The sequence below is a fragment of the Lysobacter sp. GQ73 genome, from assembly GCF_059758755.1.
In genome coordinates this window covers 134524-157269 of the sequence record NZ_JCAXEE010000003.1, presented here as the reverse complement: position 1 = coordinate 157269, position 22746 = coordinate 134524, and the positions used below count along the sequence as shown (strand labels likewise).

Below are 22746 nucleotides of genomic sequence, written 5' to 3'. Positions count from 1 at the left end.
TCACGGACGGGCGGCAGGCACCTGTGCCGTTGGTCGCGGCGCTCGCGTTATTGCTGGCGCAGTGCCTCGATCGGGTCCAGCTGCGAGGCCTTGCGCGCGGGGTAATAGCCGAAGAACAGGCCGGTAGCGATCGAGAATCCCGCCGCCAGGGCGATGATCCGGCCGTTCAAGGCGATCGGCAGAGCGCCGAACTTGCCGACCAGGATCGTGCCGACCACGCCGATCGCGATGCCGAGCGCGCCGCCGATCAACGAAATCAACATCGCCTCGGCGAGGAATTGGCGCTGGATATCGCTCGGGCCGGCGCCGACCGCCATGCGCAGGCCGATCTCGCGGATGCGCTCGGTCACCGAGACCAGCATGATGTTCATGATGCCGATGCCGCCGACGATCAACGAGATCGTCGCCACCGCGCCGAGCAACAGGGACATCAGCCGCGTGGTCTGGGTGCGGGTGGCGACCACCTCGGCGATGTTGCGCACGCTGAAGTCGTCGTCGCCGCCGGGCTGGATCTTGTGGCGCTGGCGCAGCAGGCCTTCGATTTCTTCCTGCGCATAGGCCACGTCTTCGGCGCGGCCGACCCCGACCGCGATCTGCATGACCGCGCCGGTCGGCAGGCCCATCGCGCCGAGCAGGCGCCGGCGCCCGGTCTCCAGCGGCACCAGCACCACGTCGTCCTGGTCCTGGCCGAAGCCGCCCTGCCCCTTCGGGCTGAGCGTGCCGACCACAGTGAACGGCACCCGGCCGAGGCGCACGGTCTGGCCGATAGCGTCCTCGTCGCCGAACAGCTCGCGTCGTACGGTTTCGCCGAGGATCACCGACTTGGCGCCGCTGCCGTAGTCGCGCGCCTCGAAGCTCGCGCCCGAGGCGATGGTCCAGCCGTTGATGTCGAAGAAATCCGCCTGCACGCCCTGCCACTGGGTCGACCAGTTGTTCTCGGCATAGACCGCCTGCGTGCCGCCGCGCAGCGAGGCGGCGACGTACTGCACTTCCGAGACTTCGTTGCGGATCGCCTCGGCGTCGGCCTCGGTCAGGGTGAAAAAGCTCGATGCGCTCAGGCGCACGCCGCCGGTGCCGCGTCCGCCGCCGCCCGAGCTGATGTCGAGCCGGTTCGAGCCGAGGCCCGAAACCAGCTTGTCGATTTCAGACTGGGTGCCCTGGCCGACCGAGACCATCACGATCACCGCGGCGATGCCGATGATCACGCCGAGCGAGGTCAGCGCGCTGCGCAGCCAATTGCCGCGCAGGGCGAAGATGGCGGTGCGCAGGACTTCCATCAGGCTCATGCGCCGGCCTCCTGCACGTGCAGTTCGCCGTCGCGCATGACGAAGGTGCGGTCGGCGTGCGCGGCCACGTCCGGGTCGTGGGTGATCAGCACGACGGTGTGGTCCTCCGCCTGCAGGCGCTTGAACAGAGCCAGGATTTCCTCGCCGGTGCGGGTGTCGAGCGCGCCGGTGGGTTCGTCGGCGAGCAGGATCGGCGGCCGGTTGATCAGGGCGCGAGCGATCGCCACGCGCTGCTGCTGGCCGCCGGACAACTCGCTCGGGCGGTGGCCGGCGCGGCCGCTCAGGCCGACCGCATCCAGCGCCTCCTGGGCGCGGCGCGTACGCTCTTCGCGCGGCACGTTGGCATAGCCCATCGGCATCGCCACGTTCTCCAGCGCGCTCATGCGCGGCAACAGGTTGAAGCCCTGGAACACGAAACCGATCTTGTCGCGGCGCAGGATTGCGCGTTCTTCGGCGTCGAGGCTGGCGATGTCGATGCCGTCGCACAGGTACACGCCGCTGGTCGGCGTGTCGAGGCAGCCGATCAGGTTCATCAGGGTCGACTTGCCCGAACCCGACGGCCCCATGATCGCGACGAACTCGCCGCGCGCGATCGACATTTCGACGCCGTGCAGGGCGATCACTTCGGCCTCGCTGCCCGGCGAGTAGACCTTGCCGAGCGCGCGGGTTTCGATGACCGCGGTGGCGTCAGCGGCGTCGCTCATTTCGCGCCGCGCCCGCTGCCGACCACGATCTCGTCGCCTTCGCGGATGTTGCCCGAGACTTCGGTCCAGCTGCCGTCGCTGGCGCCGACCCGGACCACGATCTGCTCCGGCTCGCCGTTGACCAGCTTGTACAGCGGTACGCGCCGCGCGGTCACCAGGTTGGCGATCTCGGCGTCCCATCGTTTGCGCTGAGCGTCGTTGAGCATCGAGCGGAACGCGCCGAACTGCTGGTTGAAACGTTCCTGCATGCGCTGGCGCGCCGCGCCGGAAACGGCTCCGCCGCCGCGGTTGCGGTTGTTGTTGCCGCCACCGCCGCCGGGGCCGCGGCCGCGGCCGCCGATGATGATCGGCGCGCCGCCGCCACCGCCCGACGGCGCCGCGGCCGGGGCCGCGGTGCGCGCGGCCATGCGTTGTTTCATTTGCTCCAGCGCGGCGTCGAACGCGGCCTGCTGGTTCGTGTCGAGCTTGAGCGCCTGCGCCACCCGCGGCAGTTCGCCGCCGAGGCCGCCGCGCGCGCCGCCGGGAGGACCGCCGGCCGCGCCGGCACCGGCCGCTTCGTCGGCCGGCTTGTAGCGCAGCGCGGCGTTGCTGACCCGCAGCACGTCGTCGCGGCGGCTGACTTCGATCTCGGCGTTGGCGGTCATGCCCGGCAGCAGCACGCCGTCGCCGTTGTCGACCGAGACCACGACCGGATAGGTGATGACGTTGCTGGTATTGGTCGCCGACAACCGCACCTGCTGGACCGCGCCGCGGAACTGGCGGTCGGGGAAGGAGTCGACGGTGAAGTTGACGCTCTGGCCCGGCTTGACCTGGCCGATGTCGGCCTCGTCGATGGCAAGCACGATCTCCATCTTCGACAGGTCTTCGGCGATCTGGAACAGCACCGGCGACTGCAGGCTCGCGGCCACGGTCTGGCCGGGTTCGATGCTGCGGGTCAGCACCACGCCGTCGACCGGCGCGCGGATCACCGTGCGCTGCAGGTTGAGGCGCGAGGTCTGGGTCGAGGCGATCTGTTGGTTGATCTGGGCCTCGGCGCCAGCCAGCTGGGCACGGGCCTGGTCGCGCGCGGCGCGGGCCAGGTCGGCATCGCTGCGCGCGACGAGTTGGTTCTTGGCCAGTTCCGACTTGCGCTGATAGTCGAGCTCGGCATTGCGCAGGGTCGCCTGCGCGGTGGCGAGGCTGGCGCGGGCGCTGCTGACCTGAGCCGAACCCTGAGCGATCTGCGCTTCGTAGGTGGCCGGGTCGATGCGCGCGATCACCTGGCCTTTGCTGACCCGGTCGTTGTAGTCGGCCAGCACTTCGGTGACCTGGCCGGAGATCTGGCTGCCGACGTCGACGGTCGAGATCGCCGAGAGCGCGCCGGTGGCCGAGATGGCGACGCGAATGTCGCCGCGCTCGACCTTGGCGGTGCGATAGGCGCCCGCGGCCTGTTCGGCGTTTCGCTGCCGGTAGAACGTCCAGGCGCCGCCGGCCAAGGCCAGCGCCACCGCGGCGGCGACGATGCGCTTGGGCCATGGCGATTTGCGGCGCCCGTTCTTGTTCGTCGCGGGTGAGGTCGGCTTGGCTGCGCTCATGGGACTCGGATCGTGGGCTATGAAGGCGCGAACGCGCGTGGCTGAATGCGGTTGACAGCACTCGCTGCCCGGACCGAGGCCCGCGCGAACGGTTCAGTTTCGTCCATCGCCCGCGCAAGCGGAACCGGCCCGGCGACCGGCGTTCTGCACAGGGATTCGCCAGGGCGCGAAAGCGTCGCAGCCGGCGGCCGGGCTCAGTCGGCGCCGGGGCGGCGCGGCAGCGGCGGCATGTGGGTGCTGAGAGTCGCGCTGCCGGGGCGGAAACGGATCACCGCGGTGGTGCCCTGCCCGGGCGCGCTGGTCAGAGTCACCGGCCAGCCGAAGCGTTCGCCGAGCCGGCGCACGATCGACAGGCCCATGCCCTTGCCGTCGCCGGCCGAGAAGTCGGCGCGGTAGAACGGCGTGAACGCCTTGGTCAGAGTCTCCACCGACATGCCGATGCCGGTGTCGCGGATCTCGATGCTGTCGCGGCTCAGGCGCACGTCGATGCGGCCCTGGTCGGTGAAACGCACTGCATTGCTGAGCAGGTTGCCGACCATGACCCCGAGCGCGTGCGGCGGCGCGTTCAGGCGCGGCCCGCCTTCGTCGTACAGATGCAGCTCGACCGGCTTGCCGTTGAGCAGCGGCAGGATCCGCTCCATTTCGTTGTCGACGATGTCGCGGACCAGGAATTCTTCCGACTGCGGCTCGACGTCGGACTCGCGCGCCAGGATCAGGAAGGCGTCGATCACCGCCTCCATGTCGCGGCCGGCGCGCTGCACGCGCAGCAGCGAGCGTTGCGCGCGCAGCGGCGTGTCGGGGTCGGCCAGCATCAGGTCGGTGGCGACCCGGATCACCGTCAGCGGCGTGCGCAGTTCGTGGCTGGCGTCGCGGGTGAAGTCGCGTTCGCGCTCGACGAAGTCGCTGACCCGCTCGGCCAGGCCGCTGAGCGAACTCGACAGCCGGCGCACCTCGCTGCCGGGGTCGTAGGGGAATTTGATCGGCTCGATCAGGCTGGTGTCGGGATCGCGTGGGTCCCATTGCGAGACCACGTTGGCCAGCCAGCTCACCGGCGAGACCAGGCGCTTGGAAGTGCGGTAGGTATGCCAGGAAATCAGGTAGGTCGTCAGCAGCGACAGCAGCAGCGAGAACAGCCCGGTGTAGAGGATCGCCTCGTCGATCAGCTCGGTGGCGTAGATCATGTAGAAGGTGCCGGGCTCGCGCCGGTCGACCAATACCACCCGGCCGCCGCCGGGCAGGTCGTGCAGGCCCGAGTCGAACCCGCGGATCAGCGCCGGCAACATCGAATCGCTGTCGCCGGCGGAGACGAAATGGCCGCGCGTGGTCGAGGTGCGCGGCAGCGGGTAGTTCGGGTCGCGGATGCGCCCGGCCCAGTAGTCGTCGGCCTCGCGCTGCATGCGCTGCTCGAGCACCACGTGGCGCACCGCGAGCCCCGCCAGGAGGATGCCCAGCGTGATCGCGATGCTGCCGATCAAGGCTTGCAGAATGAACGCAAGCTTGATCTTGCGCGGTAGCCCCTGCGGCATGATCTCGGCCGGTCAGTCCGGCGGCTGCGAGATGTCTGCCACCCGGTAGCCGGCGCTCTGCACGGTATGCAAGAGCTGCTTGTCGAACGGCTTGTCGATGGTCTTGCGCAGGTTGTACAGGTGGCTGCGCAGGGTGTCGGAATCCGGCAAACCGTTGCCCCAGATTTCGCGCTCGATTTCCTGGCGGCTGACCACGCGCGGCGATTCGCGCATGAGGATGGTCAACAGGCGCAGGCCGATCGGCGACAACTGCAGCTCGCTGCCGCCGCGGGTGACCCGCAGGCTGGCCGGGTCGAGCACCAGGTCGGCGACCTTGAGCACCTCGCCGCCGACCTGGCGGCGCTCGCGCCGGATCAGGGCGCGCAGGCGCGCTTCGAGTTCCTGGATCGCGAACGGCTTGGTCAGGTAATCGTCGGCGCCGGCGCTCAGGCCGGTGAGTTTTTCGTCGAGCGTGTCGCGTGCGGTCAGCATCAGCACCGGGGTGGACTTGCGGGCTTCCTCGCGCAGCTTCTTGCAGACCTCGATGCCGTCCATGCGCGGCAGCATCAGGTCCAGGACGATCACGTCGTAACTGTTCTCGGTGGCAAGGCGGTAACCGTCGAGACCGTCGGCCGCGTAGTCGACCTCGAAGCCGCGGCTTTCGAGGTACTCGCCGACCATTTCGGAGATATTGCGGTTGTCTTCGACGATCAGGACCAGCCCTCCGTCTCTCGTACCCTGCATGCAGCCTCTCCATTCCTTCAGTTTTGTGAAGGTTGCCCTCGCCAAGGTGGACGGCCCGTGAAGACCCTCGCTACGCTGACCGCTCACTCCGTCACGAAACGCGCCGATGCTTGCCGACCGTCTCTACCCGATCCTGCTGCTGCTCGGCTCGAACATCTTCATGACGTTCGCCTGGTACGGCCATCTCAAATACAAGTCGTCGCCGCTGGTACTGGCGATCGCGGTCAGCTGGGGCATCGCCCTGTTCGAGTACTGCCTGCAGGTGCCGGCCAACCGCCTCGGCAGCGCGGTGTACTCGGCGCCGCAACTCAAGGGCATGCAGGAGGTGATCACCCTGCTGGTGTTCGCCGGCTTCTCGGCCTGGTACCTCGGCGAGCCGCTGAAATGGAACCACTGGGCCGGCTTCGGCCTGATCGTGGTCGCGGCCTGGCTTATTTTCCTGGATTGAGCGCGCTGCTTTAGCTTGTTCAGCGGAGCTTGTCGAGCTGAGCTTGTTTAAACCGGGCTCGGTGGAGCGATCGCGGTCGGCCCGTCACGGACCGCACAAGGACTCGACCTCGACCTCGCGCCGCCAACGCTGGCCGTGCAGGTCGATCGTCAGCCGGCCGCTCCAGCGGGTCAGGCTGCTGGCGCCGTCCGCGTGCGCCTGCACCGCCTGCGCCGCCGGCAACCGTACCCAGCGCCCATCCTGCTCGACCGACCGGCTCGGCGGGCCCAGGCGCAGCTCCGCCGAGATCTTCTCGCCGGGATTCGACCAGCGCAGGGTCTGTCCACGCTGCCGCTCCAGGCCCAAGATCTCGATATCCGAATGCGCGCCCTCGCGGCGCAAGGCATAGGGCCTGCCGGCCACCGACAGATGCAGCGCCGGCCAGGCCTCGAGCGCCGAGGTTTCGTCGTCGCGGTTGCGCCACACCGTCGCCAGCGCGGCGCCGCCCTCGATCGGGCCGGCCTCGATCGGGCCGCCCTGGGCCGAGGCGGCTTCGGCGGAGCGCGCCCCGGCGAGATAGAGGTGAACGATGGGACAGGTCTTGCTGTCCATGCTGTCGCTGAGCCACGGCGACACACGCATCGGCACATCGGGCTGCGCGGCGGTCGCCGCCGACACCGCGCCCGGCCACAGGCAAGTCAACATCAGGCCGTACAGAGCGTTCTTCGAAATCACGGCATCTTCCTTGATGGATGGGCCGCGCGCGGCCGATCGGTTTGGGCTCGCGCCGGCTTCCCGGTGGTTTTATCCGATGGGTCTTTCCCCGAAGGGTTCCCGCAGGTGCTTCAGAACTTGATCTTGCCGGTCAGGATGTCCTTGAACATCACCCAGTCGCCAAGGAAGGAATACAGCGGGTGCTTGAAGGTGGCCGGGCGATTCTTCTCGAAGAAGAAATGCCCGACCCAGGCGAAACCGTAACCGCAGACCAGCGCCGCGAGCAGCAGCCCGGGCCGCCCCTGCCACAAGGCCAGCGCGAGCAACGCCAGCACCCCGCAACTGCCGATGAAATGCAGGCGCCGGCTGGTGCGGTTGCTGTGCTCGCTCAGATAGAACGGGTAGAACTCGCGGAAACTCGAAAAACGGTTCGCCATGTCCCTGCCCTCGCTTGATCGCGCGCGTCGCTCAACCGGAGCGTTTCGCCCCGTCGTCGCCGAACCTGCCCGCATCCTGCCGCGCCGTTGGCAACGCCGCAAGCTCGGGGGCACCGTCGAGCGTGCGCGGTGGAACGCGGCTCGGCGGCGCCGCTCAGGACTCGCCGCGTTCGGCGCGCTTGGCCTGGTCCCAGTAAGCGTCCTGGCCTTCCAGCGGCAACTCGGCCAGGGCCAGGCCGTCCTGCGCGGCCAGGGTCTCCATCGCGCGGAAGCGGCGTTCGAACTTGAGGTTGGCGCGGCGCAGCGCCGCGCCCGGGTCGACTTTGCCGTGGCGGGCGAGGTTGGCGCAGACGAACAGCACGTCGCCGATCTCGTCCTCGAGGCGCGCGCGCGCGGCCGCATCGTCGGGCGCGGCCGCGACCGCGGCGAACTCGGCGCGGACTTCCTCGATTTCCTCGTGCAGCTTGGCGATCACCGGGGCGACGTCGGGCCAGTCGAAACCGACCGCGGCCGCGCGCTTTTGCAGTTTCACCGCGCGCTGCCACTCGGGCAGGCCGCGGGCGATGCCGGCCAGGGCCGACGTGTCGACCTCGCCTGCCGCTTCGCGCTCGCGGCGTTTCTGTTCTTCCCAGGCCACGGTCTGCGCCTCGACGTCCTCGACGCTGGCGTCGCCGAACACGTGCGGATGCCGGCGCACCATCTTGTCGCTGATCGCCGCGACCACGTCGTCGAAGGCGAACGCGCCCTGCTCCTCGGCCATGCGCGCATGGAACACGACCTGCAGCAGCAGGTCGCCGAGTTCGTCCTTCAGCGACACCAGGTCCTTGCGATCGATGGCGTCGGCGACTTCGTAGGCTTCTTCGATCGTGTACGGCGCGATCGAGGCGAAATCCTGTTCGAGGTCCCAGGGGCAGCCGCTGTCGCGATCGCGCAGGCGCGCCATGATCGCGAGCAGCCCGGCGATGCCCGGCGGCAGGTTCAGCACTTCAGCCATCGAGCCACTCCTTCCACGGCAGGGCGAGGTCGCCCACGGCGACGAAATCGCCGTTGAGAATGCCGGCGCGCTGGTTGTAGCGGAACGGCCGGCCCTGCGGATCGAACACCGCGCCGCCGGCGGCTTCGAGCACACACTGGCCGGCGGCGGTGTCCCATTCGCTGGTCGGGCCGAAACGCGGGTACAGGTCGAGACCGCCCTCGGCGATCCGGCAGAATTTCAGGGAAGACCCCAGGCTGAGCATGTCGATGCCGCCGGGCGCTTCGCGTTGCAGCCGCGCCATCGCCCGCTCGGCGCGGTCGCTGTGGAACGAACGGCTCGCCGCGACCCGCAACGGCTGCGCCGCCGGTGCGCGCACCCGCACTTCGCGCTCGTCGTCGCCGTCGCGACGGTAGGCGCGGCCGCCGCGCTGGGCGTACCACAGCGCGCCGCCGACCGGCGCCTGGATCAGGCCGAACACCGGCTCGCCGTGGTCGATCAAGGCCAGGTTGACCGAGAACTCGCCGTTGCGCTTGACGAATTCGCGGGTACCGTCGAGCGGATCGACCAGCCACAGGCGCGACCAGTGCCGGCGCTGCTCGAAGCTGACTTCGTGCGCGGACTCTTCCGACAGCACCGGGATGTCGGGGGTCAGACGGGCGAGCCCGTCGAGGATCAGGTGGTGCGCGGCCATGTCGGCGGCGGTGACCGGCGAGGCGTCGGCCTTGCGCTCGACCGCGAACTCGCTCTCGTAGACGGCCAGGATCGCGCCCGCGGCGGCACGTGCGATCTCGATCGCGCCTTCGATCTGGGCCTGGCTCAGCAGGGGCCGGCTCGGCTCGGCGGCGCTCATGCCTGCGGCTCCGGCTGCGGTTCGCCGTTGCGCAGCCACTCGCGCGCGATGAACAACGCGGCGATGCTGCGGCCCTCGGAAAAATCCTGGCGCAGGATCAGCTCGTGCAGGTCGTCGAGCTTCCACGGCACCACTTCGAGCTCCTCGGGTTCGTCGCCGGGCAGGCGCTCGGGGTAGAGATCGCGGGCGAGGACCAGATGGGCCTGGTGGCTCATGTACGTCGGCGCCAGGGTCAGCGAGCGCAGCACGGTCAGCGAACGCGCGCCGTAGCCGGCTTCTTCCTTGAGCTCGCGGTCGGCGGCCTCGATCGGGCTCTCGCCGGCGTCGATGCGGCCCTTGACCAGGCCGAGCTCGTAGCGATGCACTCCAGCGGCGTATTCGCGCACCAGCAGCACGGTGTCCTCGTCGATCATCGGCACCACCACGACCGCGCCGTGGCCGCGCCCATGCAGGCGCTCGTACTGGCGGCGTTCGCCGTTGGAAAACTCGAGATCGAGCCGTTCCAGCCGGTACGGACCGGCCTCGTGCTCGGTGACGTGATGAATGGTCGGCAGCCGCCGGGTCATGGCGCGGCTCCGGGCGTGAGCGGGGAGCGGAAAGGCACGATAATAGGGGGATGCGAGAGATCACTCACGACACGACGATGCTAACAGAGCCGGGCGCCGACGCGGCGGACTCCTGGCGAGAACGCGACCTGGCGGTGCTTTGGCATCCCTGCACCCAGATGCGCGAACACCCCCATACGCTGCCGTTGCTGCCCATCGCGAGCGGGCGCGGACCGTGGCTGATCGGACACGACGGGCGTCGCTATCTGGATGCGATCTCGAGCTGGTGGACCAACCTGTTCGGCCATGCCGAGCCGCGCATCGCCGAGGCCATCGCGACCCAGGCGCGGACCCTCGAGCACGTGATCCTGGCCGGCTGCTCGCACGCGCCCGCGGTCGAGCTCGCCGAGCGCCTGCTGGCGCTGGCGCCGCGCCAGGAAGGACGCGCGCCGCTGAGCAAGGTGTTCTACGCCGACAACGGCTCGGCCGGGGTCGAGGTCGCGCTGAAGATGGCCTTCCATTGGTTCCGCAACCGCGACATCGAAGGCCGGACCAAGTTCATCGCCCTGGAGAACGGCTACCACGGCGAGACCCTCGGCGCGCTCGCGGTCGGCGACATCCCGCTGTACCGGCGCATCTACGCGCCGCTGCTGGCGGAGTCGCTGTTCGCGCCCTCGCCCGACGCCTACCTGTGCGAACCCGGCCAGAGCCCGGCCGAACGCGCGCAGGTCGCCGCGGCGGCTTTGCGCGACCTGCTCGAACGCCATGCCGACGAAGTCTGCGCGCTGATCCTGGAGCCGCGGGTGCAATGCGCCGGCGGCATGCGCATGCACGACCCGCTGTATCTCAAACTGGCGCGCGAACTGTGCGACGAGCACGGCGTGTTCCTGATCGCCGACGAGATCGCGGTCGGTTTCGGCCGCACCGGCGCCCTGTTCGCCAGCGAGCAGGCCGGGGTCATGCCCGACCTGCTGTGTTTGTCGAAGGGCCTGACCGGCGGCGCCCTGCCGCTCGCCGCGGTGCTGACCACGCAGTCGATCTACGACGGTTTCCTCGACGATTCGCGCGAACGCGCCTTCCTGCATTCGCACAGCTACACCGGCAACCCGCTGGCCTGCGCGGCGGCGCTGGCCAGCCTGGATATTTTCCGCGACGACGACATCCTGGTCCGCAATCGCGCCACCAGCGCGCGCATGGCCCGGCTCGCCGCCGAGTTCGCCGATCACCCGCACGTGGCCGACGTGCGCCAGGCCGGCATGATCGTCGCCTTCGAACTCACCCGTAACGGCGACAAGCGCACCCCGTTCGACCCTGCCGCGCGCATCGGCCTGCACGCCTACCGCGCCGCGCTCGAACGCGGCGTGCTGCTGCGCCCGCTCGGCGACGTGCTGTACTGGATGCCGCCGTATTCGATCGACGAAGAGGCCCTGGCCCTGCTCGCCGACACCACGCGCGCGGCGATCGACCAGGCCGTGCGGGAGACCGCCGCATGCGCCTGACCCGAGTCCATGTCGACGCCGAGCTCGGCGCGGGCCGCGAGGTGGCGCTGCCCGAAGGCGCCGCGACCCATCTCGCCCGCGTGCTGCGCCACGAGGTCGGCGATGCCTGCGTGCTGTTCAACGGCGACGGCCGCGACTACCACGGCCGCATCGTCGCGCTCGGCAAGCGCGAGGTGCGGGTGGCGGTCGAGTCGGCGCAGGAAGTCGAGCGCGAGTCGCCGCTGCCCCTGGTGCTGCTGCAGGGCATCGCGCGCGGCGAGAAAATGGACCTGATCCTGCAGAAGGCCACCGAGCTCGGCGTGCACACGATGCATCCGCTGTGGTCGCAGCGCAGCGAGGTCAAGCTCGACGAAGCGCGCGCCGAGAAACGCCATGCGCATTGGCGCAGCGTGGTCGCCTCGGCCTGCGAACAGAGCGGCCGCGCCCGCGTGCCCGAAGTGTCGGCGCCGCGTTCGTTGGCGGCGACCCTGGCGGCGTTGCCGCCGGGCGGGCTGCGCCTGATCCTCGACCCCGAAGGCGAACTCGCCTTCGCCACCTTGGCGGTCGCGAGCGCGGCGCCGGTGTTGCTGGCGATCGGCCCGGAAGGCGGCTGGTCGCCGCTGGACCGCCAGCAGCTGCGCGATGCCGGCTTCCAGGGCTTGCGGCTGGGCCCGCGCATCCTGCGCACGGAAACCGCCGGCTTGGCGGCGATCGCGGCACTGCAGGCGAGGTTCGGCGATCTGGCCTGAGACTACGACTCGTTGTCGCCCCGAGGCAAAGCAAATCCCCTGCCCTACAACGGGGCGAACAGCGGTGCGCGGCACTGCCGATGCTCCCTTCGAGAACCCATCACCCCGCGGCCAGTGCCGTTACCCCCTTGCAAAGGGGCGGCGCCTGCGCAGCACGTGCGGGGATTAGCCGTTGCGTTGCCCCATCCAGCCAGGCAACCGCGCTCAGATCTTGAAATAGATCCGCCGCGCATCCAGCCAGCGCACCACGCCCCACCACAACGCAACGAAGACCAGCGCGAACGCCAGCGAGGGCAAGTAAGGCCCGAACCACGGGGTCATCCAGTCGGCAAAACCGCGCCGATACACCGGTTGCAGCCAGCCCATGCCGATCAGCAGATACAGCAACAGGGCCGAGCCGGCGTAAGCGGCGATCGCGTTGACGCCGAAGGCGCGCCCGAGCGCGGGCCAGCCGCGACGGTCGATCAGCTGGTGGAACACGGCCAGCACCCAACACGACAGACCGCCGCTCCACAGCACGTAGGCCGGGGTCCACAGATTCTTGTTGAGCGGCTGCCAATGCGCCGCGGCCCAGCCGGCGAGCAGACAGGCCGCGCCGGCGATCCACAGCGCGCGCACCGCGCCGCGACGCAACCAATCGCCGGCGCGCAGGCCGAGCAAGGTGGTCGCGAGCGCGCCGAGCGTCGACACCAGGCCTTCGGGGTCGTGGCCGCGGCCGCTGGCCGCATCGATCTGGAAGACGTGGGCGCCGAACAAGGCGCTGTCGACGCGGCTGGCGATGTTGTCGAACGGCGCATAGCTGCCGCCGGAGGCGAGCAAGCCGGCGTAGCCGAGCAGCAACCCCGCCCAGGCGATCCATTGCACCCGCGCCGGCACGTACAGCGCGATCAGCGCCGCGGCCGCGAAACACAGGCCGATCCGCTGCAAGACCCCGGGAATGCGCAACTGCTCGTGGCCGATCGCCCACATCGCGCAGACATGCAGCAACAGCCCGAGGCCGACGATGCGCAGGGCGCGCCACAAGGCCGGTCGAAGCAGTGTCGCCGCGGCGACGCCGTGCTCGCGGCGCGGCATCAGCGCCAACGCGATCGACACGCCGACGATGAACAAGAACATCGGGAACACGAGATCGGTCGGGGTGAAGCCGTGCCATTGCGAATGCTGCAAGGGCGCATAGACGTGGCCCCAGTCGCCGGGGTTGTTGACCAGCAGCATCGCCGCGACGGTCAGGCCGCGCAGGGCGTCGACCGAAGCGAAACGTTTCGGCGCCGCCGCGGCGGACGGCGGACCGGATACAGGGCGCGACTGCGGCGCCGCGCCGCCGGCCTGCGGCGCCGGACTCACGCCGACTGTGCGAGCGCTTCGCCGATCATCGCTTCCAGCGCTTCCAGATCCGGCAGCAGCGCCGGATCGTCGTTGAGCAGCACGCGCGCCTGCACCGCATGCGGCAGCACGTCGCCTTCGCGCCCGGCGACCGACAGGCTGTCGCGCGACACCGTGACCAGGCGCGGGAAGCCCTGGGTCAACAGGGCGAAATACGGCAGGCGCGAGGCGGCGCTGAGCGCCTTCAACACCACGACCTTGCTGCCCAGGCCGCCCTGCTCGCGGGCCAGCCCGGACAGTTCGCCGAACGCGACCAGAGGCAGATGCCAACCGCGCCAGCGGATCTGGCCGAGCAGCCAGCGCGGCGCGTCGTCGATCGGCGCCGGCGGCGCGTAGGACAGCACCTCGGCGATGGTCGCGTTGGGCAGCAGCAGTCGTCCGCCGCCGACCTGGATCAACACGCCGCGGATGTCCGCGTGCGCGCTGGTTTCGGGGGCTGCGTCGCTGACCTGGTTCTCGTTCGACATCGCTTCGCGTCCTCGCCGCGGCTCGCGCGGCCTTCAACCGGTGGATCTGTTGCGGTGGATTCGATGACGCCGGAATCCGGGATTCGGTGCCGTCGCGCCTGGCGACGGCGTTCAAGCGCTTGGCCGGCGCCTCAAATCGCGCTCTGCGCCGACCAGCGCGAGGCCAGCTTGGCGGCGAGCTCGGCCGGCTGACCGCTGCCGGCGCCGCGCGCGATCGCCGCGCTGGCGGCGGCCGCATCGTAGCAACCGTCGGGCGACTGGCCGGCGACCATCGCGCCGTGCGCGGACAGCGTCATCGCCGTGTCGACCTGGGCCGGGTCGGCGCCGCTGAACAACAACACCGCACTGTCGGAAGCCGGCAAGACGTCGAGCACTTCGCCGCCTTCGACGAACTGGATGCCGTTGTCGCCGACTTCGATGCCGAGCCCCGCCGGCAGGATGTAGATCACCCCGTCGATGGTGCGCGTGCCGGCTTCGGCGAGCTTGACCAGCACCGAGGTGGCGCGCTGCATCTGCGCGACCAGCTTGTCGTAGCGGCCGCCGTCTAGGCGCTGCTGCACCAGCACCGGCCGACCGAAATTCTCCGGCAGCGCGCCGAGCAATTGGCGCACCGCATCGGGTCCGCCGATGCCGGCGAGCACCAGCACGGCGCCGTTGCGGGTCGAGACGGGCTGGCTGTCGTCGACCAGCTCGAGGCTGGAAATACGCCGCTCGATTTCGTCTAGATCGTGTTTGCCGACGCCGGCGTTGCCGTGCGCGCCGCTCTGGCCGGTGGCCGCGCTGACCAGACTGGCCTCGTCGCTGAACGACCAGTCCGGCACTGCCGGCGCTGGCGGCAGCGGCGCTTTCGGCGCCGCCGGCAGGTCTTCGTTCAAATCGAATTCGAAATCGCTCTCGAAGTTGCGCGCTTCGGCGGCGGCGCGTTCGTTGCGGCCGTCGTCGAAATCGAGCGGCGCGACCGTCGGCGCCGACTCGGATTCGAACCCGGGTTCGGGCTTGTCGTCCTGGATCGAGAAAGCGCTGTCGAAATCGAACAGCTCGCGGACCTGGTCCTGCGGCGGCGCGCGCCACACTTCCAGATCGCCGAGCCCGGCTTCGTCGAGTGCGGGCACGTCGGCCTGCGCCGCGGCCGGCTCCACCCACTCCTCGAGCGTCGGCGAATACGGCGCGGCGTTGCCCGGGACGTCGTCCCGGCTGTCGACCGCTTCCAGGGTCAGATGGCCCAGGTCGAAGTCGTCGGCCACGACCGCTTCGGTGGCGACGAGCTCTTCGGTAGCGGCGAACTCTTCGGTTTCGAGCGGTTCGGCGACGATTTCATCGATGTCGAGCCGTTCGGCATCGTCCTCGATCGCCGCTTCGGCGGTGAGGAACTCGATATCGTCCTCGACCGGCGGCGGCGACGGTGCGACCCGCGCCAGTTCGCCAATCTGTTCGGCGGCGACGAACGACAGCGGGTCGAGCGAGGTCTCGGCCGACGCCGGATCGAACCCGACCGGCTCCTGCGCCAGCGGCGATCCCGCCGCGAGCGGTCGCTCGAACCCGGTCGAGATCAGCATCGGATCGGGTTCCGGCTCGGGCTCGCGGCCCGGCGGCAACACGTCGTCGTGGCGGTGCAGCTTGGCGCTGAGATGGCGCGCCCAACGCGCCTCGTCCCAACCCTCGCGCGACACCGTCAGTTCGGCTTCCTCGAAGATCACCTCGATCGAAGGATCGACCAGCAGGTTCTCGAAACGGTCCAGCGCGTCCTCGGTGGCCGGGTCGAGCACCACCACGACCACGTCCGGATCGGCGGCGTCGAGCGCGTCCGGTTCCAGCGCGGTCGGGTCGCCCACCAGCACCAGGTTCGCGCCGGCATCGCCGAGCGCGCTGCGCAAACGGTCGCAGGCCACGCCGGCCCGCGCCAACAACGCTACGCGACGTTCTGCTTCAGCCATGATGACGCGCGATTCCGAGCAGTTCGAACACGTTGCGGATCAATTCAAGCTCCTGATAAGGCTTGCCGAGGTAACGCTCGACACCGATCTCGAACGCACGCTGGCGATGCTTTTCGCCGGTACGCGAGGTGATCATCACGATCGGCACGTCGCGCATGCGCGCGTCGGCCTTCATCTGCGTGGCCAGCTCGTATCCGTCCATGCGCGGCATTTCGATGTCGAGCAGCATCAGGTCGGGCACGCGCTCGGCCATGCGTTCGAGCGCATCGATGCCGTCCTTCGCGGTGATGACCTCGAAGTTGTGGCGTTCGAGCACGCGGCCGGTGACCTTGCGCATCGTCACCGAGTCGTCGACCACCATCACCAGCGGCACGCGGCGGGTTTCCGCCGGGGCCGGCGGCGGTTCGACCACCTGGGCGAAGTCGAGCAACTGCGCGGTGCGGCGGCGCACCAGCGGCGCGACGTCGAGGATCACCACCACGCGGCCGTCGCCCATGATGGTCGCGCCGAAGATGCCCGGCACCGACGCCACCTGCGGGCCGACCGGCTTGACCACGATTTCGCGGTTGCCGATGACCTGGTCGATGGTGATGGCGGCGCGCAGATCGCCGGAGCGGATCAGCAGCAACGGCATCTGCAGCTGGCCTTCGGCCTTGGCCGGCGCGTGGCCGATCAGGGTGCCGAGGTCGTGGACGACATAGTCCTCGCCGCCGTAACGGTAGTTCGCCTCGCCCGCGTCGAGCAGTTCGCGCGACAGGCGGCCGACGCCGCGCACCGAAGCGATCGGCACGGCGAAGGTGATGTCGCCGATGCGCACGAACACCGCCTGGGTGACCGCGAGCGTCTGCGGCAAGCGCAGGGTGAAGTGGACGCCGTGGCCCGGACGCGAGTGGATGTCCAGGGTGCCGCCGAGCTGGCGGACTTCGCTGGCGACCACGTCCATGCCGACGCCGCGGCCGGCGAGGCGGCTGACCTCGTCGGCGGTGGAGAAGCCCGGTTCGAGGATCAGCGAGTCCAGGTCGGCTTCGGCGATGACCGCGTCGGCGCGGACCAGGCCGCGTTCCTCGCCGCGGCGGCGGATCGCCGCGCGATCGAGACCGGCGCCGTCGTCGGCCACTTCGAGCACGACTTCCGAACCTTCGCGGCGCACCGCGATGCGCACCGTGCCTTCTTCCGGCTTGCCGGCGGCGCGGCGCTGTTCCGGACGCTCCAGGCCATGCGCGACGGCGTTGCGGAGCATGTGCTCCAGCGGCGCGGTCATGCGTTCGAGCACGTTGCGATCGAGTTCGCCCTGGGTGCCTTCGAGCTTGAGCGTGACCTGCTTGCCGAGCTCGCTGGACGCCTGGCGGACCACGCGGCGCAGGCGCGGCAGCAGGGTGTCGAACGGCACCATGCGCGTGCGCATGAGGCCTTCCTGCAACTCCGAGCTGACTCGCGACTGCTGCAACAGCAGGGTTTCGTACTGACGGGTCAGGTCGTCGAGGGTGTTCTGCAGGCTGTTCTGGTCGGCCGCCGATTCGGTCAGCGCGCGCGACAGCTGTTGCAGGGTCGAGAAGCGGTCGAGTTCCAGCGGATCGAACGACTGGTCGCCCGCATCGCCCTCGCGCTGGTAGCGCGCGATGATCTGCGCTTCGGTTTCGATTTCCAGGCGGCGCAACTGGTCGCGCATACGCAGGTTGGTCTGCGCCATTTCCGCGATCGCGCCGCGGAACGCACCCAGCTGCTGCTCCAGGCGGGCGCGATAGATCGCGACTTCGCCGGCGTAGTTGACCAGGCGGTCGAGCAGGTCGGCGCGGATGCGCACCTGTTCCTGCGGCGCCCGCACGCCGATCTCGTCTTCGTCGCCGAGCGGCGCGTCGATGATCGGCGCCGAGAGCGGCTTGAGGCCGTCCTGTTCGGACGCGTCCGGCTTGGACTGCGACTGCGGCTGGGCGGCCTCGGCTTCGACCGGTTCCAGACCGGCGAAGCTCGGCATCGCCTCGCCGCGCCAGCGCGCTTCGAACACCGAGATCAACGCTTCCGGCATCGCGATCGCGCGGCCGGTGCCCACCCGGGTGACCATGGCGTGCAGGCGGTCGAAACCGCGTTCGAGCAGGACCAGGCCGTCGCGACCGAGTTCGGTTCGATGGTCGACGACCGCTTCGAGCAGCGACTCCATGACGTGACCGAGTTCGCCCACGGCCATGATGCCGGCCATGCGCGCGCCGCCCTTGAGGGTGTGCAGATCGCGCTGCAGCCCGACCAGCGGCTCGCGTTCGCCCGGGGTCTCGCGCAGTTGCGCGAGCAGGCCGTCGGAATGATCGAGCAGGTCGCCGCCCTCTTCAACGAAGATGTCGACGAGTTCGGGATCGAGCTCGCTGACGTCGAGCGCTTCGTCCGGGTCGGGATTGGCGTTGGAGGCGTGCGCGAAGATCGCGGCCAACGCCGCCGGCACGCCGGCGGCGATACCGGTCTGCACCGCCGCGCTGGCGCCCGCGGACACCGCTGCGGCCGGACGCTCGACCTCGGCACTGGGCGCTTCGTCGTTGTCGTTGGCCGCGGCTTCGCTGTCGGTGCCGCGGTCGTCGAGACGGGCCTGGGCCAGATCGGTCGCGGGCTGTTCGGCATCGGCTTGGGCGTCGGTCTCGGCCTGCTCGCGTGCGATGCGGTCGGCTTCGGCGTACTCGGCTTCGAGACGTTCGTATTCCAGACGCTCGGCTTCAGCGCGCTCGGCTTCGGCGCGTTCTGCAGCGATGCGTTCGGCTTCGGCCTGCTCGGCGGCCAGGCGCTCGGCTTCAAGACGTTCGGTCTCGGCCTGCTCGGCGGCGAGGCGTTCGGCTTCGAGACGCTGGGCTTCGGCCTGCTCGGCTTCGAGACGTTCGGCCTCGGCCCGCTCGGCGGCGAGGCGCTCGGCTTCGAGGCGCTCGGCTTCGGTCTGTTCGGCGGCGATGCGTTCGGCCTCGAGGCGCGCCGCTTCTTCCAGGCGGGCCTGTTCGGCGCGCTGGGCTTCGGCGGCGTACTCGGCTTCGAGACGCTCGTATTCGAGACGTTCTTCCTCGGCCAGACGCTCGGCTTCCAGGCGTTCGGCTTCAAGACGCTCGGCCTCGGCCCGCTCGACGGCCAGGCGTTCGGCCTCGAGACGCTCGGCTTCGGCCTGTTCGGCAGCCAGGCGCTCGGCTTCGAGACGTTCGGCTTCGGCTTGCTCGGCGGCCAAGCGTTCGGCTTCAAGACGCTCGGCCTCGGCCCGCTCGGCGGCCAGGCGTTCGGCCTCGAGACGCTCAGCTTCGGCCTGTTCGGCGGCCAAGCGTTCGGCTTCGAGACGCTCGGCTTCGGCTCGCTCTGCGGCCAGGCGTTCGGCCTCGAGACGCTCGGCTTCGGCCTGTTCGGCAGCCAGGCGCTCGGCTTCGAGACGCTCGGCTTCGGCCTGTTCGGCAGCCAGGCGTTCGGCTTCGAGACGCTCGGCTTCGGCCTGTGCGGCAGCCAGGCGCTCGGCTTCGAGACGCTCGGCTTCGGCCTGTTCGGCGGCCAGACGTTCGGCTTCGAGGCGCTCGGCTTCGGCTTGCTCGGCGGCCAGGCGCTCGGCTTCGAGACGCTCGGCTTCGGCCTGTTCGGCGGCCAGACGTTCGGCTTCGAGGCGCTCGGCTTCGAGGCGTTCGGCCTCGGCCTGCTCGGCAGCCAGGCGTTCGGCTTCGAAGCGCTCGTCCTCAAGACGAGCCGCTTCGGCGCGCTCGGCCTCGAGACGCGCGACCTCCAGGGTGCTGTCGGCGAAACCGCTCGGCAGCAGATCGAGCCCCAGGCTCAGTTCGTCGCCGTCGAAATCGGTCCTCGAGACCGGCTTCGGCGCGGCGGCATCGCCGTCGGCCTGGCCGAATTCGCGCGCGGGATCGTAATTGCCGAACGCGCTGAGGTCGTTGACGGTGAGCTCCGACAGATCCTGGCCTTCCGGCAGGACCTCGTCGTGGTAGATCTCCTCGGCGATCATCGGCGAGCGCGCGTCGGGCAGGCTGTCGCGCAGCGCGGCGATGCGTTCGGGCAGGCCGAGGAACATCGGCACGTGCGGGGTCGGCGACTTCAGCGCCTCGACCGTGCGGCGGATGGCGTCGGCCACCGCGGCCAACGCGGCCACGCCTTCGGCGCTGGCCGGCGCGGCGCTGGCGAGCAGGCGCTTGACGTAGGCTTCGGTCGGCGCGGTGACGTCGGTGATGACCGGCACTTCGGTCATCGCGAAGGCGCCGTTCAAGGTGTGGATCGAACGCTGCAGACCGTCGTTGGCGCGCTGCGGATGCGGCTGCGAGGCCGCCAGCCAGGCTTCGATGGTGACCAGGTGGCCGGCCACTTCGCCGTCGAGGATTTCGAGCAGGACCGGGTCGACCGAGGCCGGCACGTAAGGCCCGTCGATCGCCGGCGCGGCCACGGCTTCGGCTTCGACGGCAGCTTGCGGCGGCTTATAGAATGCCTCTTCGCCGGTCGCGAGCAGATCGGCGTGCGCCTCGATGCCGGCGACGTCGACCGTCAGCGGGCCCTGGTTGCGCAGGGCGGCGTAGAAGCCCGGCAGCGCGCGATGGGCGTGCTCGACCAGGTCGATCACTTCCGGGCTCGCCGCGCGGCCGTGTTCGCGCACGCGGTTGAGCAGGTTTTCGATGTTCCAGCTGAACTCGCCCAGGGTACGCGCGCCGACCAGGCGGCCGCTGCCCTTGAGGGTGTGGAACACGCGCCGCACCGGCTGCACGCGCGCCAGATCGTCCGGCGCTTCGCGCCAGGCCGGCAGCAGGTTGTCGAGGTTGGCGATTTCCTCTTCGAATTCCTCGAGGAAGATCTCGCGCACTTCGTCGTCGATGTCGTCGACCTGTTCGAAGCCGCCGGTCGCGGCCGACTGGCCGAGCATCGACGGCGGCGCGTCGGGCACCGCGTCGAGCAGGGTGGCGTCGATCAGCGCGCCGCCGGCATGCGCCGGGGTCGCCGTGTCTGCGCCGGCTGCGGCAATGCCGGCCTCGGCCACGGAGGTTTCGGCCGCGGTGGATTCGCTTTCGGCGTCCGAGGCGACGGCCTCGGCGTGCGCCGCCGCGGTCGCTTCGGCGGTGTCGGCCGCAGAGGCTTCCACCGAGAACGGCGCTGCGAGCGTCGGTTCGCTATCGGACGACTCGAGGCCGTCGGTGGCGGCGGCTTCGGCCGCCGAAGTCTCGACCGCCGGCGCCTGCGTTGCGTCGGCCTGCGATGCGTCGACCGGCGCCGCGGGCGCTGCGGCTTCGGCCGCCGGTTCGACCCTGATCACGTCCGGCAGCGGCCAGTAGCGCAGGGTTTCCAGGCTCTGGCGGGCGATGTCCAGGATGTCGTCGCGGTTCGGGCGCTGCTCGCGCAGCGCCTCAAGGTAGTACTCCAGGCTCGCCAGCGCATCGGCCAGGGTGTCGAGCTGCTGGCCGCTGGGCACGCGGCGGCGTCCGATCAGTTCGACTTCGGTGTAGCGCTTGACCCCGGTCAGGTAGTCCGCCGCCAGCGGCAGTTCGATCATGCGCAAGGCGCCGGCGACTTCGTCGAGCACGCGCGGCACTTCGGTCAGTTCGTCGTGGTCCCACTTGGTTTCGACGAAGGCGACGAAGGACTGGCGCGCGTCGCCGAAGTTGGCGATGGCTTCGCGGGCGACCACGTCGAGCACCTTGCGCGCCTCGCCGGCGAGCAGGTCCTCTTCGGCCTTGTCGTCCGGCAGGCCCAGGCGCGAGACCTGGTCGTCCAGCGAGGCGTCGACATAGAGCAAGGCGCCGGCCACGTCGAGCAAGGTGCCCTCGTCGGCGGCGCGGCGGCCCTCGACGATTTCGTGCATGGCTTCGCGCTGCTGCAGCACCACGGTGCGGGCCATGCCCAGCCCCATCATGCCCAGCGTATCGCTGACCCGGGCCAGCGCGTCGACCTGAGGGCGCAGTTCGCCGGGGTCGGTCTGATTGGTGCGCAGGTGCAGGTCGAGGGCGTCCTTGACCCGCAGCAGGTCTTCCTTGATCGCCGCCGCAACGGTGTCGAGCAGGGCGCGGTTGCGCCCGCTGAGGCTGCCGCGGGCGTGTTCGAGTTCCGACTCGCTGGGCAGGTGCGCGGCGAGTTCGAAGGTCTGGCGCAGGTCGTCGAGCGCCGGATGGCGGCCGTCGCTGTGGGCGACGTGATACAGCAGCTGACGGGTCGGCTCGGCCGCGGGTTCGCCGCGCGGCGCGCTGAAGCCGTCGTCGGACAGCATCTGCCGCGCTTCGCGGTCGACGCCGCCGAAGGCCTGGCGCAGGGCGCGGGTGGCCGGCAGGGCGCCGTCGCGCAGGGCGTGGGCGACCGACGAGGCCACCCACAACATGCGCCGCACCGGTTCCAGCACGACGTCGGCGAGCAGGCCGTCGATCGCGGAGGCGAGCTGGGCCGGGTTCGAGGGCGCGCCGTCTTCCGGCCAGCCGGCCAGGGCGTCGCGCAGCGAGGCCAGATGCGGCGCGCTGGCGTTGCGGCCGGCGGCGCTGCCGACCGGCAGCGGCGGCGGCAGATGCGCCGGCAGCGGTCGGTCGAGATTGGGGGCGAACAGGACGCTTTCGTTGAGCCCGGACTCGCCGCGCGTGGCGCGCAGCTCGTTGAGCAGCGGCAGCAGCACGATCGGAATGTCCCGATGCCCGCCCTGCAATCGTTCCAGGTAGTCGGGCAGCAGCACCACGCCGCGCATCAGCGCCGCGCAGGCCTCGTCGCGGTCGGCGACCTGGCCCTGCTGCAGGGCGATGGCCAGACGCTCCATTTCCTCGGCGACCATCGCCGGCGCGTACAGCTCGACCATCCGCAAGGTGCCGTGCACCTGGTGCAGATGGTTCGCGCAGACCCGCATGCGCGCGGCGTCGGCGGGATCTTCGGCGAATGCCTCGATCTCCTGGCGCGCCTGGCGCAGGGTTTCGTCCAGCTCGGGCTTGATCCAGCCCAGCGTGGTGGTGTCGATCGCTTCGCGCAACGCGGTCATGACGCGACCCGCCTGTCGGCGGGACCG

Annotated in this window: 17 protein-coding genes; 3 read left to right on the top strand and 14 right to left on the bottom strand. The window is 70.1% G+C overall.

The annotated features are described in order from the left end of the window. Positions 1 to 47: 47 nt before the first annotated feature. The 5 genes from AC6CH2_RS10545 to AC6CH2_RS10525 form a co-directional block, all read right to left on the bottom strand. Positions 48 to 1286 (bottom strand): ABC transporter permease, encoded by a 1239-nt coding sequence (locus AC6CH2_RS10545; RefSeq protein WP_498269214.1) that lies wholly within the window; start codon positions 1284 to 1286, stop codon positions 48 to 50. Continuing rightward, the gene (locus AC6CH2_RS10540; protein ID WP_498269213.1) at positions 1283 to 1990 is read right to left on the bottom strand and encodes an ABC transporter ATP-binding protein; all 708 of its coding nucleotides are present in this window, start codon (positions 1988 to 1990) and stop codon (positions 1283 to 1285) included. Before AC6CH2_RS10540 ends, AC6CH2_RS10545 begins: the two co-directional genes overlap by 4 nt. Next, on the bottom strand, positions 1987 to 3564 hold the full coding sequence (locus AC6CH2_RS10535) for an efflux RND transporter periplasmic adaptor subunit (protein WP_498269212.1): 1578 nt from the start codon (positions 3562 to 3564) through the stop codon (positions 1987 to 1989). Before AC6CH2_RS10535 ends, AC6CH2_RS10540 begins: the two co-directional genes overlap by 4 nt. A 194-nt stretch (positions 3565 to 3758) precedes the next feature. Further along, positions 3759 to 5090 (bottom strand): sensor histidine kinase, encoded by a 1332-nt coding sequence (locus AC6CH2_RS10530; RefSeq protein WP_498269211.1) that lies wholly within the window; start codon positions 5088 to 5090, stop codon positions 3759 to 3761. A gap of 12 nt (positions 5091 to 5102) precedes the next feature. Further along, positions 5103 to 5813, bottom strand: coding sequence for a response regulator transcription factor (locus tag AC6CH2_RS10525; RefSeq protein WP_031373577.1), 711 nt, complete (start codon positions 5811 to 5813; stop codon positions 5103 to 5105). A gap of 106 nt (positions 5814 to 5919) precedes the next feature. Here AC6CH2_RS10525 and AC6CH2_RS10520 point away from each other — a divergent pair, with 106 nt between their 5' ends. Beyond that, positions 5920 to 6261 (top strand): DMT family protein, encoded by a 342-nt coding sequence (locus AC6CH2_RS10520; protein ID WP_435395691.1) that lies wholly within the window; start codon positions 5920 to 5922, stop codon positions 6259 to 6261. A gap of 84 nt (positions 6262 to 6345) precedes the next feature. On the opposite strand, the gene AC6CH2_RS10515 is transcribed toward AC6CH2_RS10520, so the two are convergent. From AC6CH2_RS10515 to nudE, 5 genes are all read right to left on the bottom strand, one after another. Beyond that, entirely contained in the window at positions 6346 to 6975 is a 630-nt protein-coding gene (locus AC6CH2_RS10515; protein WP_498269210.1) for a hypothetical protein, read from the bottom strand. 110 nt (positions 6976 to 7085) lie between these two features. Then, positions 7086 to 7391, bottom strand: coding sequence for an Mpo1-like protein (locus AC6CH2_RS10510; RefSeq protein WP_498269209.1), 306 nt, complete (start codon positions 7389 to 7391; stop codon positions 7086 to 7088). A 154-nt stretch (positions 7392 to 7545) separates the two neighbouring features. Continuing rightward, positions 7546 to 8385, bottom strand: coding sequence for a nucleoside triphosphate pyrophosphohydrolase (gene mazG / locus AC6CH2_RS10505; RefSeq protein WP_498269208.1), 840 nt, complete (start codon positions 8383 to 8385; stop codon positions 7546 to 7548). Then, entirely contained in the window at positions 8378 to 9217 is an 840-nt protein-coding gene (cysQ, locus tag AC6CH2_RS10500) for a 3'(2'),5'-bisphosphate nucleotidase CysQ (protein WP_498269207.1), read from the bottom strand. The genes mazG and cysQ overlap by 8 nt, the downstream gene beginning before the upstream one ends. Further along, complete coding sequence (gene nudE, locus AC6CH2_RS10495) at positions 9214 to 9783, bottom strand: ADP compounds hydrolase NudE (protein ID WP_498269206.1); 570 nt, start codon at positions 9781 to 9783, stop codon at positions 9214 to 9216. Before nudE ends, cysQ begins: the two co-directional genes overlap by 4 nt. Positions 9784 to 9833: 50 nt before the next feature. Here nudE and bioA point away from each other — a divergent pair, with 50 nt between their 5' ends. Together bioA and AC6CH2_RS10485 are read left to right on the top strand one after the other, a co-directional pair. Further along, positions 9834 to 11261, top strand: coding sequence for an adenosylmethionine--8-amino-7-oxononanoate transaminase (gene bioA, locus AC6CH2_RS10490; RefSeq protein ID WP_498269205.1), 1428 nt, complete (start codon positions 9834 to 9836; stop codon positions 11259 to 11261). Continuing rightward, positions 11252 to 11989, top strand: a complete 738-nt coding sequence (locus AC6CH2_RS10485) for a 16S rRNA (uracil(1498)-N(3))-methyltransferase (RefSeq protein WP_498269204.1) — start codon at positions 11252 to 11254, stop codon at positions 11987 to 11989. Before bioA ends, AC6CH2_RS10485 begins: the two co-directional genes overlap by 10 nt. A gap of 204 nt (positions 11990 to 12193) precedes the next feature. On the opposite strand, the gene AC6CH2_RS10480 is transcribed toward AC6CH2_RS10485, so the two are convergent. The 4 genes from AC6CH2_RS10480 to AC6CH2_RS10465 all read right to left on the bottom strand — a co-directional run bounded on the left by AC6CH2_RS10480 (position 12194) and on the right by AC6CH2_RS10465 (position 22719). Next, positions 12194 to 13333: an acyltransferase family protein gene (locus tag AC6CH2_RS10480; RefSeq protein ID WP_498269203.1), complete on the bottom strand. Its 1140-nt coding sequence runs from the start codon at positions 13331 to 13333 to the stop codon at positions 12194 to 12196. Next, positions 13330 to 13839 carry a chemotaxis protein CheW gene (locus AC6CH2_RS10475; protein WP_498269202.1) on the bottom strand — a complete coding sequence of 170 codons (510 nt, stop codon included), beginning with the start codon at positions 13837 to 13839 and terminating at the stop codon, positions 13330 to 13332. Before AC6CH2_RS10475 ends, AC6CH2_RS10480 begins: the two co-directional genes overlap by 4 nt. Positions 13840 to 13970: 131 nt before the next feature. After that, positions 13971 to 15773: a chemotaxis protein CheB gene (locus AC6CH2_RS10470; protein WP_498269201.1), complete on the bottom strand. Its 1803-nt coding sequence runs from the start codon at positions 15771 to 15773 to the stop codon at positions 13971 to 13973. After that, positions 15766 to 22719 (bottom strand): Hpt domain-containing protein, encoded by a 6954-nt coding sequence (locus AC6CH2_RS10465; protein WP_498269200.1) that lies wholly within the window; start codon positions 22717 to 22719, stop codon positions 15766 to 15768. The genes AC6CH2_RS10470 and AC6CH2_RS10465 overlap by 8 nt, the downstream gene beginning before the upstream one ends. Positions 22720 to 22746: the final 27 nt, after the last annotated feature.

Coding starts and splice junctions, on each gene's coding strand:
- AC6CH2_RS10545 (WP_498269214.1), bottom strand. CDS start 1,286: ATGAGCCTGATGGAAGTCCTGCGCACCGCCATCTTCGCCCTGCGCGGC.
- AC6CH2_RS10540 (WP_498269213.1), bottom strand. CDS start 1,990: ATGAGCGACGCCGCTGACGCCACCGCGGTCATCGAAACCCGCGCGCTC.
- AC6CH2_RS10535 (WP_498269212.1), bottom strand. CDS start 3,564: ATGAGCGCAGCCAAGCCGACCTCACCCGCGACGAACAAGAACGGGCGC.
- AC6CH2_RS10530 (WP_498269211.1), bottom strand. CDS start 5,090: ATGCCGCAGGGGCTACCGCGCAAGATCAAGCTTGCGTTCATTCTGCAA.
- AC6CH2_RS10525 (WP_031373577.1), bottom strand. CDS start 5,813: ATGCAGGGTACGAGAGACGGAGGGCTGGTCCTGATCGTCGAAGACAAC.
- AC6CH2_RS10520 (WP_435395691.1), top strand. CDS start 5,920: ATGCTTGCCGACCGTCTCTACCCGATCCTGCTGCTGCTCGGCTCGAAC.
- AC6CH2_RS10510 (WP_498269209.1), bottom strand. CDS start 7,391: ATGGCGAACCGTTTTTCGAGTTTCCGCGAGTTCTACCCGTTCTATCTG.
- mazG (WP_498269208.1), bottom strand. CDS start 8,385: ATGGCTGAAGTGCTGAACCTGCCGCCGGGCATCGCCGGGCTGCTCGCG.
- cysQ (WP_498269207.1), bottom strand. CDS start 9,217: ATGAGCGCCGCCGAGCCGAGCCGGCCCCTGCTGAGCCAGGCCCAGATC.
- nudE (WP_498269206.1), bottom strand. CDS start 9,783: ATGACCCGGCGGCTGCCGACCATTCATCACGTCACCGAGCACGAGGCC.
- bioA (WP_498269205.1), top strand. CDS start 9,834: ATGCGAGAGATCACTCACGACACGACGATGCTAACAGAGCCGGGCGCC.
- AC6CH2_RS10485 (WP_498269204.1), top strand. CDS start 11,252: ATGCGCCTGACCCGAGTCCATGTCGACGCCGAGCTCGGCGCGGGCCGC.
- AC6CH2_RS10475 (WP_498269202.1), bottom strand. CDS start 13,839: ATGTCGAACGAGAACCAGGTCAGCGACGCAGCCCCCGAAACCAGCGCG.
- AC6CH2_RS10470 (WP_498269201.1), bottom strand. CDS start 15,773: ATGGCTGAAGCAGAACGTCGCGTAGCGTTGTTGGCGCGGGCCGGCGTG.
- AC6CH2_RS10465 (WP_498269200.1), bottom strand. CDS start 22,719: ATGACCGCGTTGCGCGAAGCGATCGACACCACCACGCTGGGCTGGATC.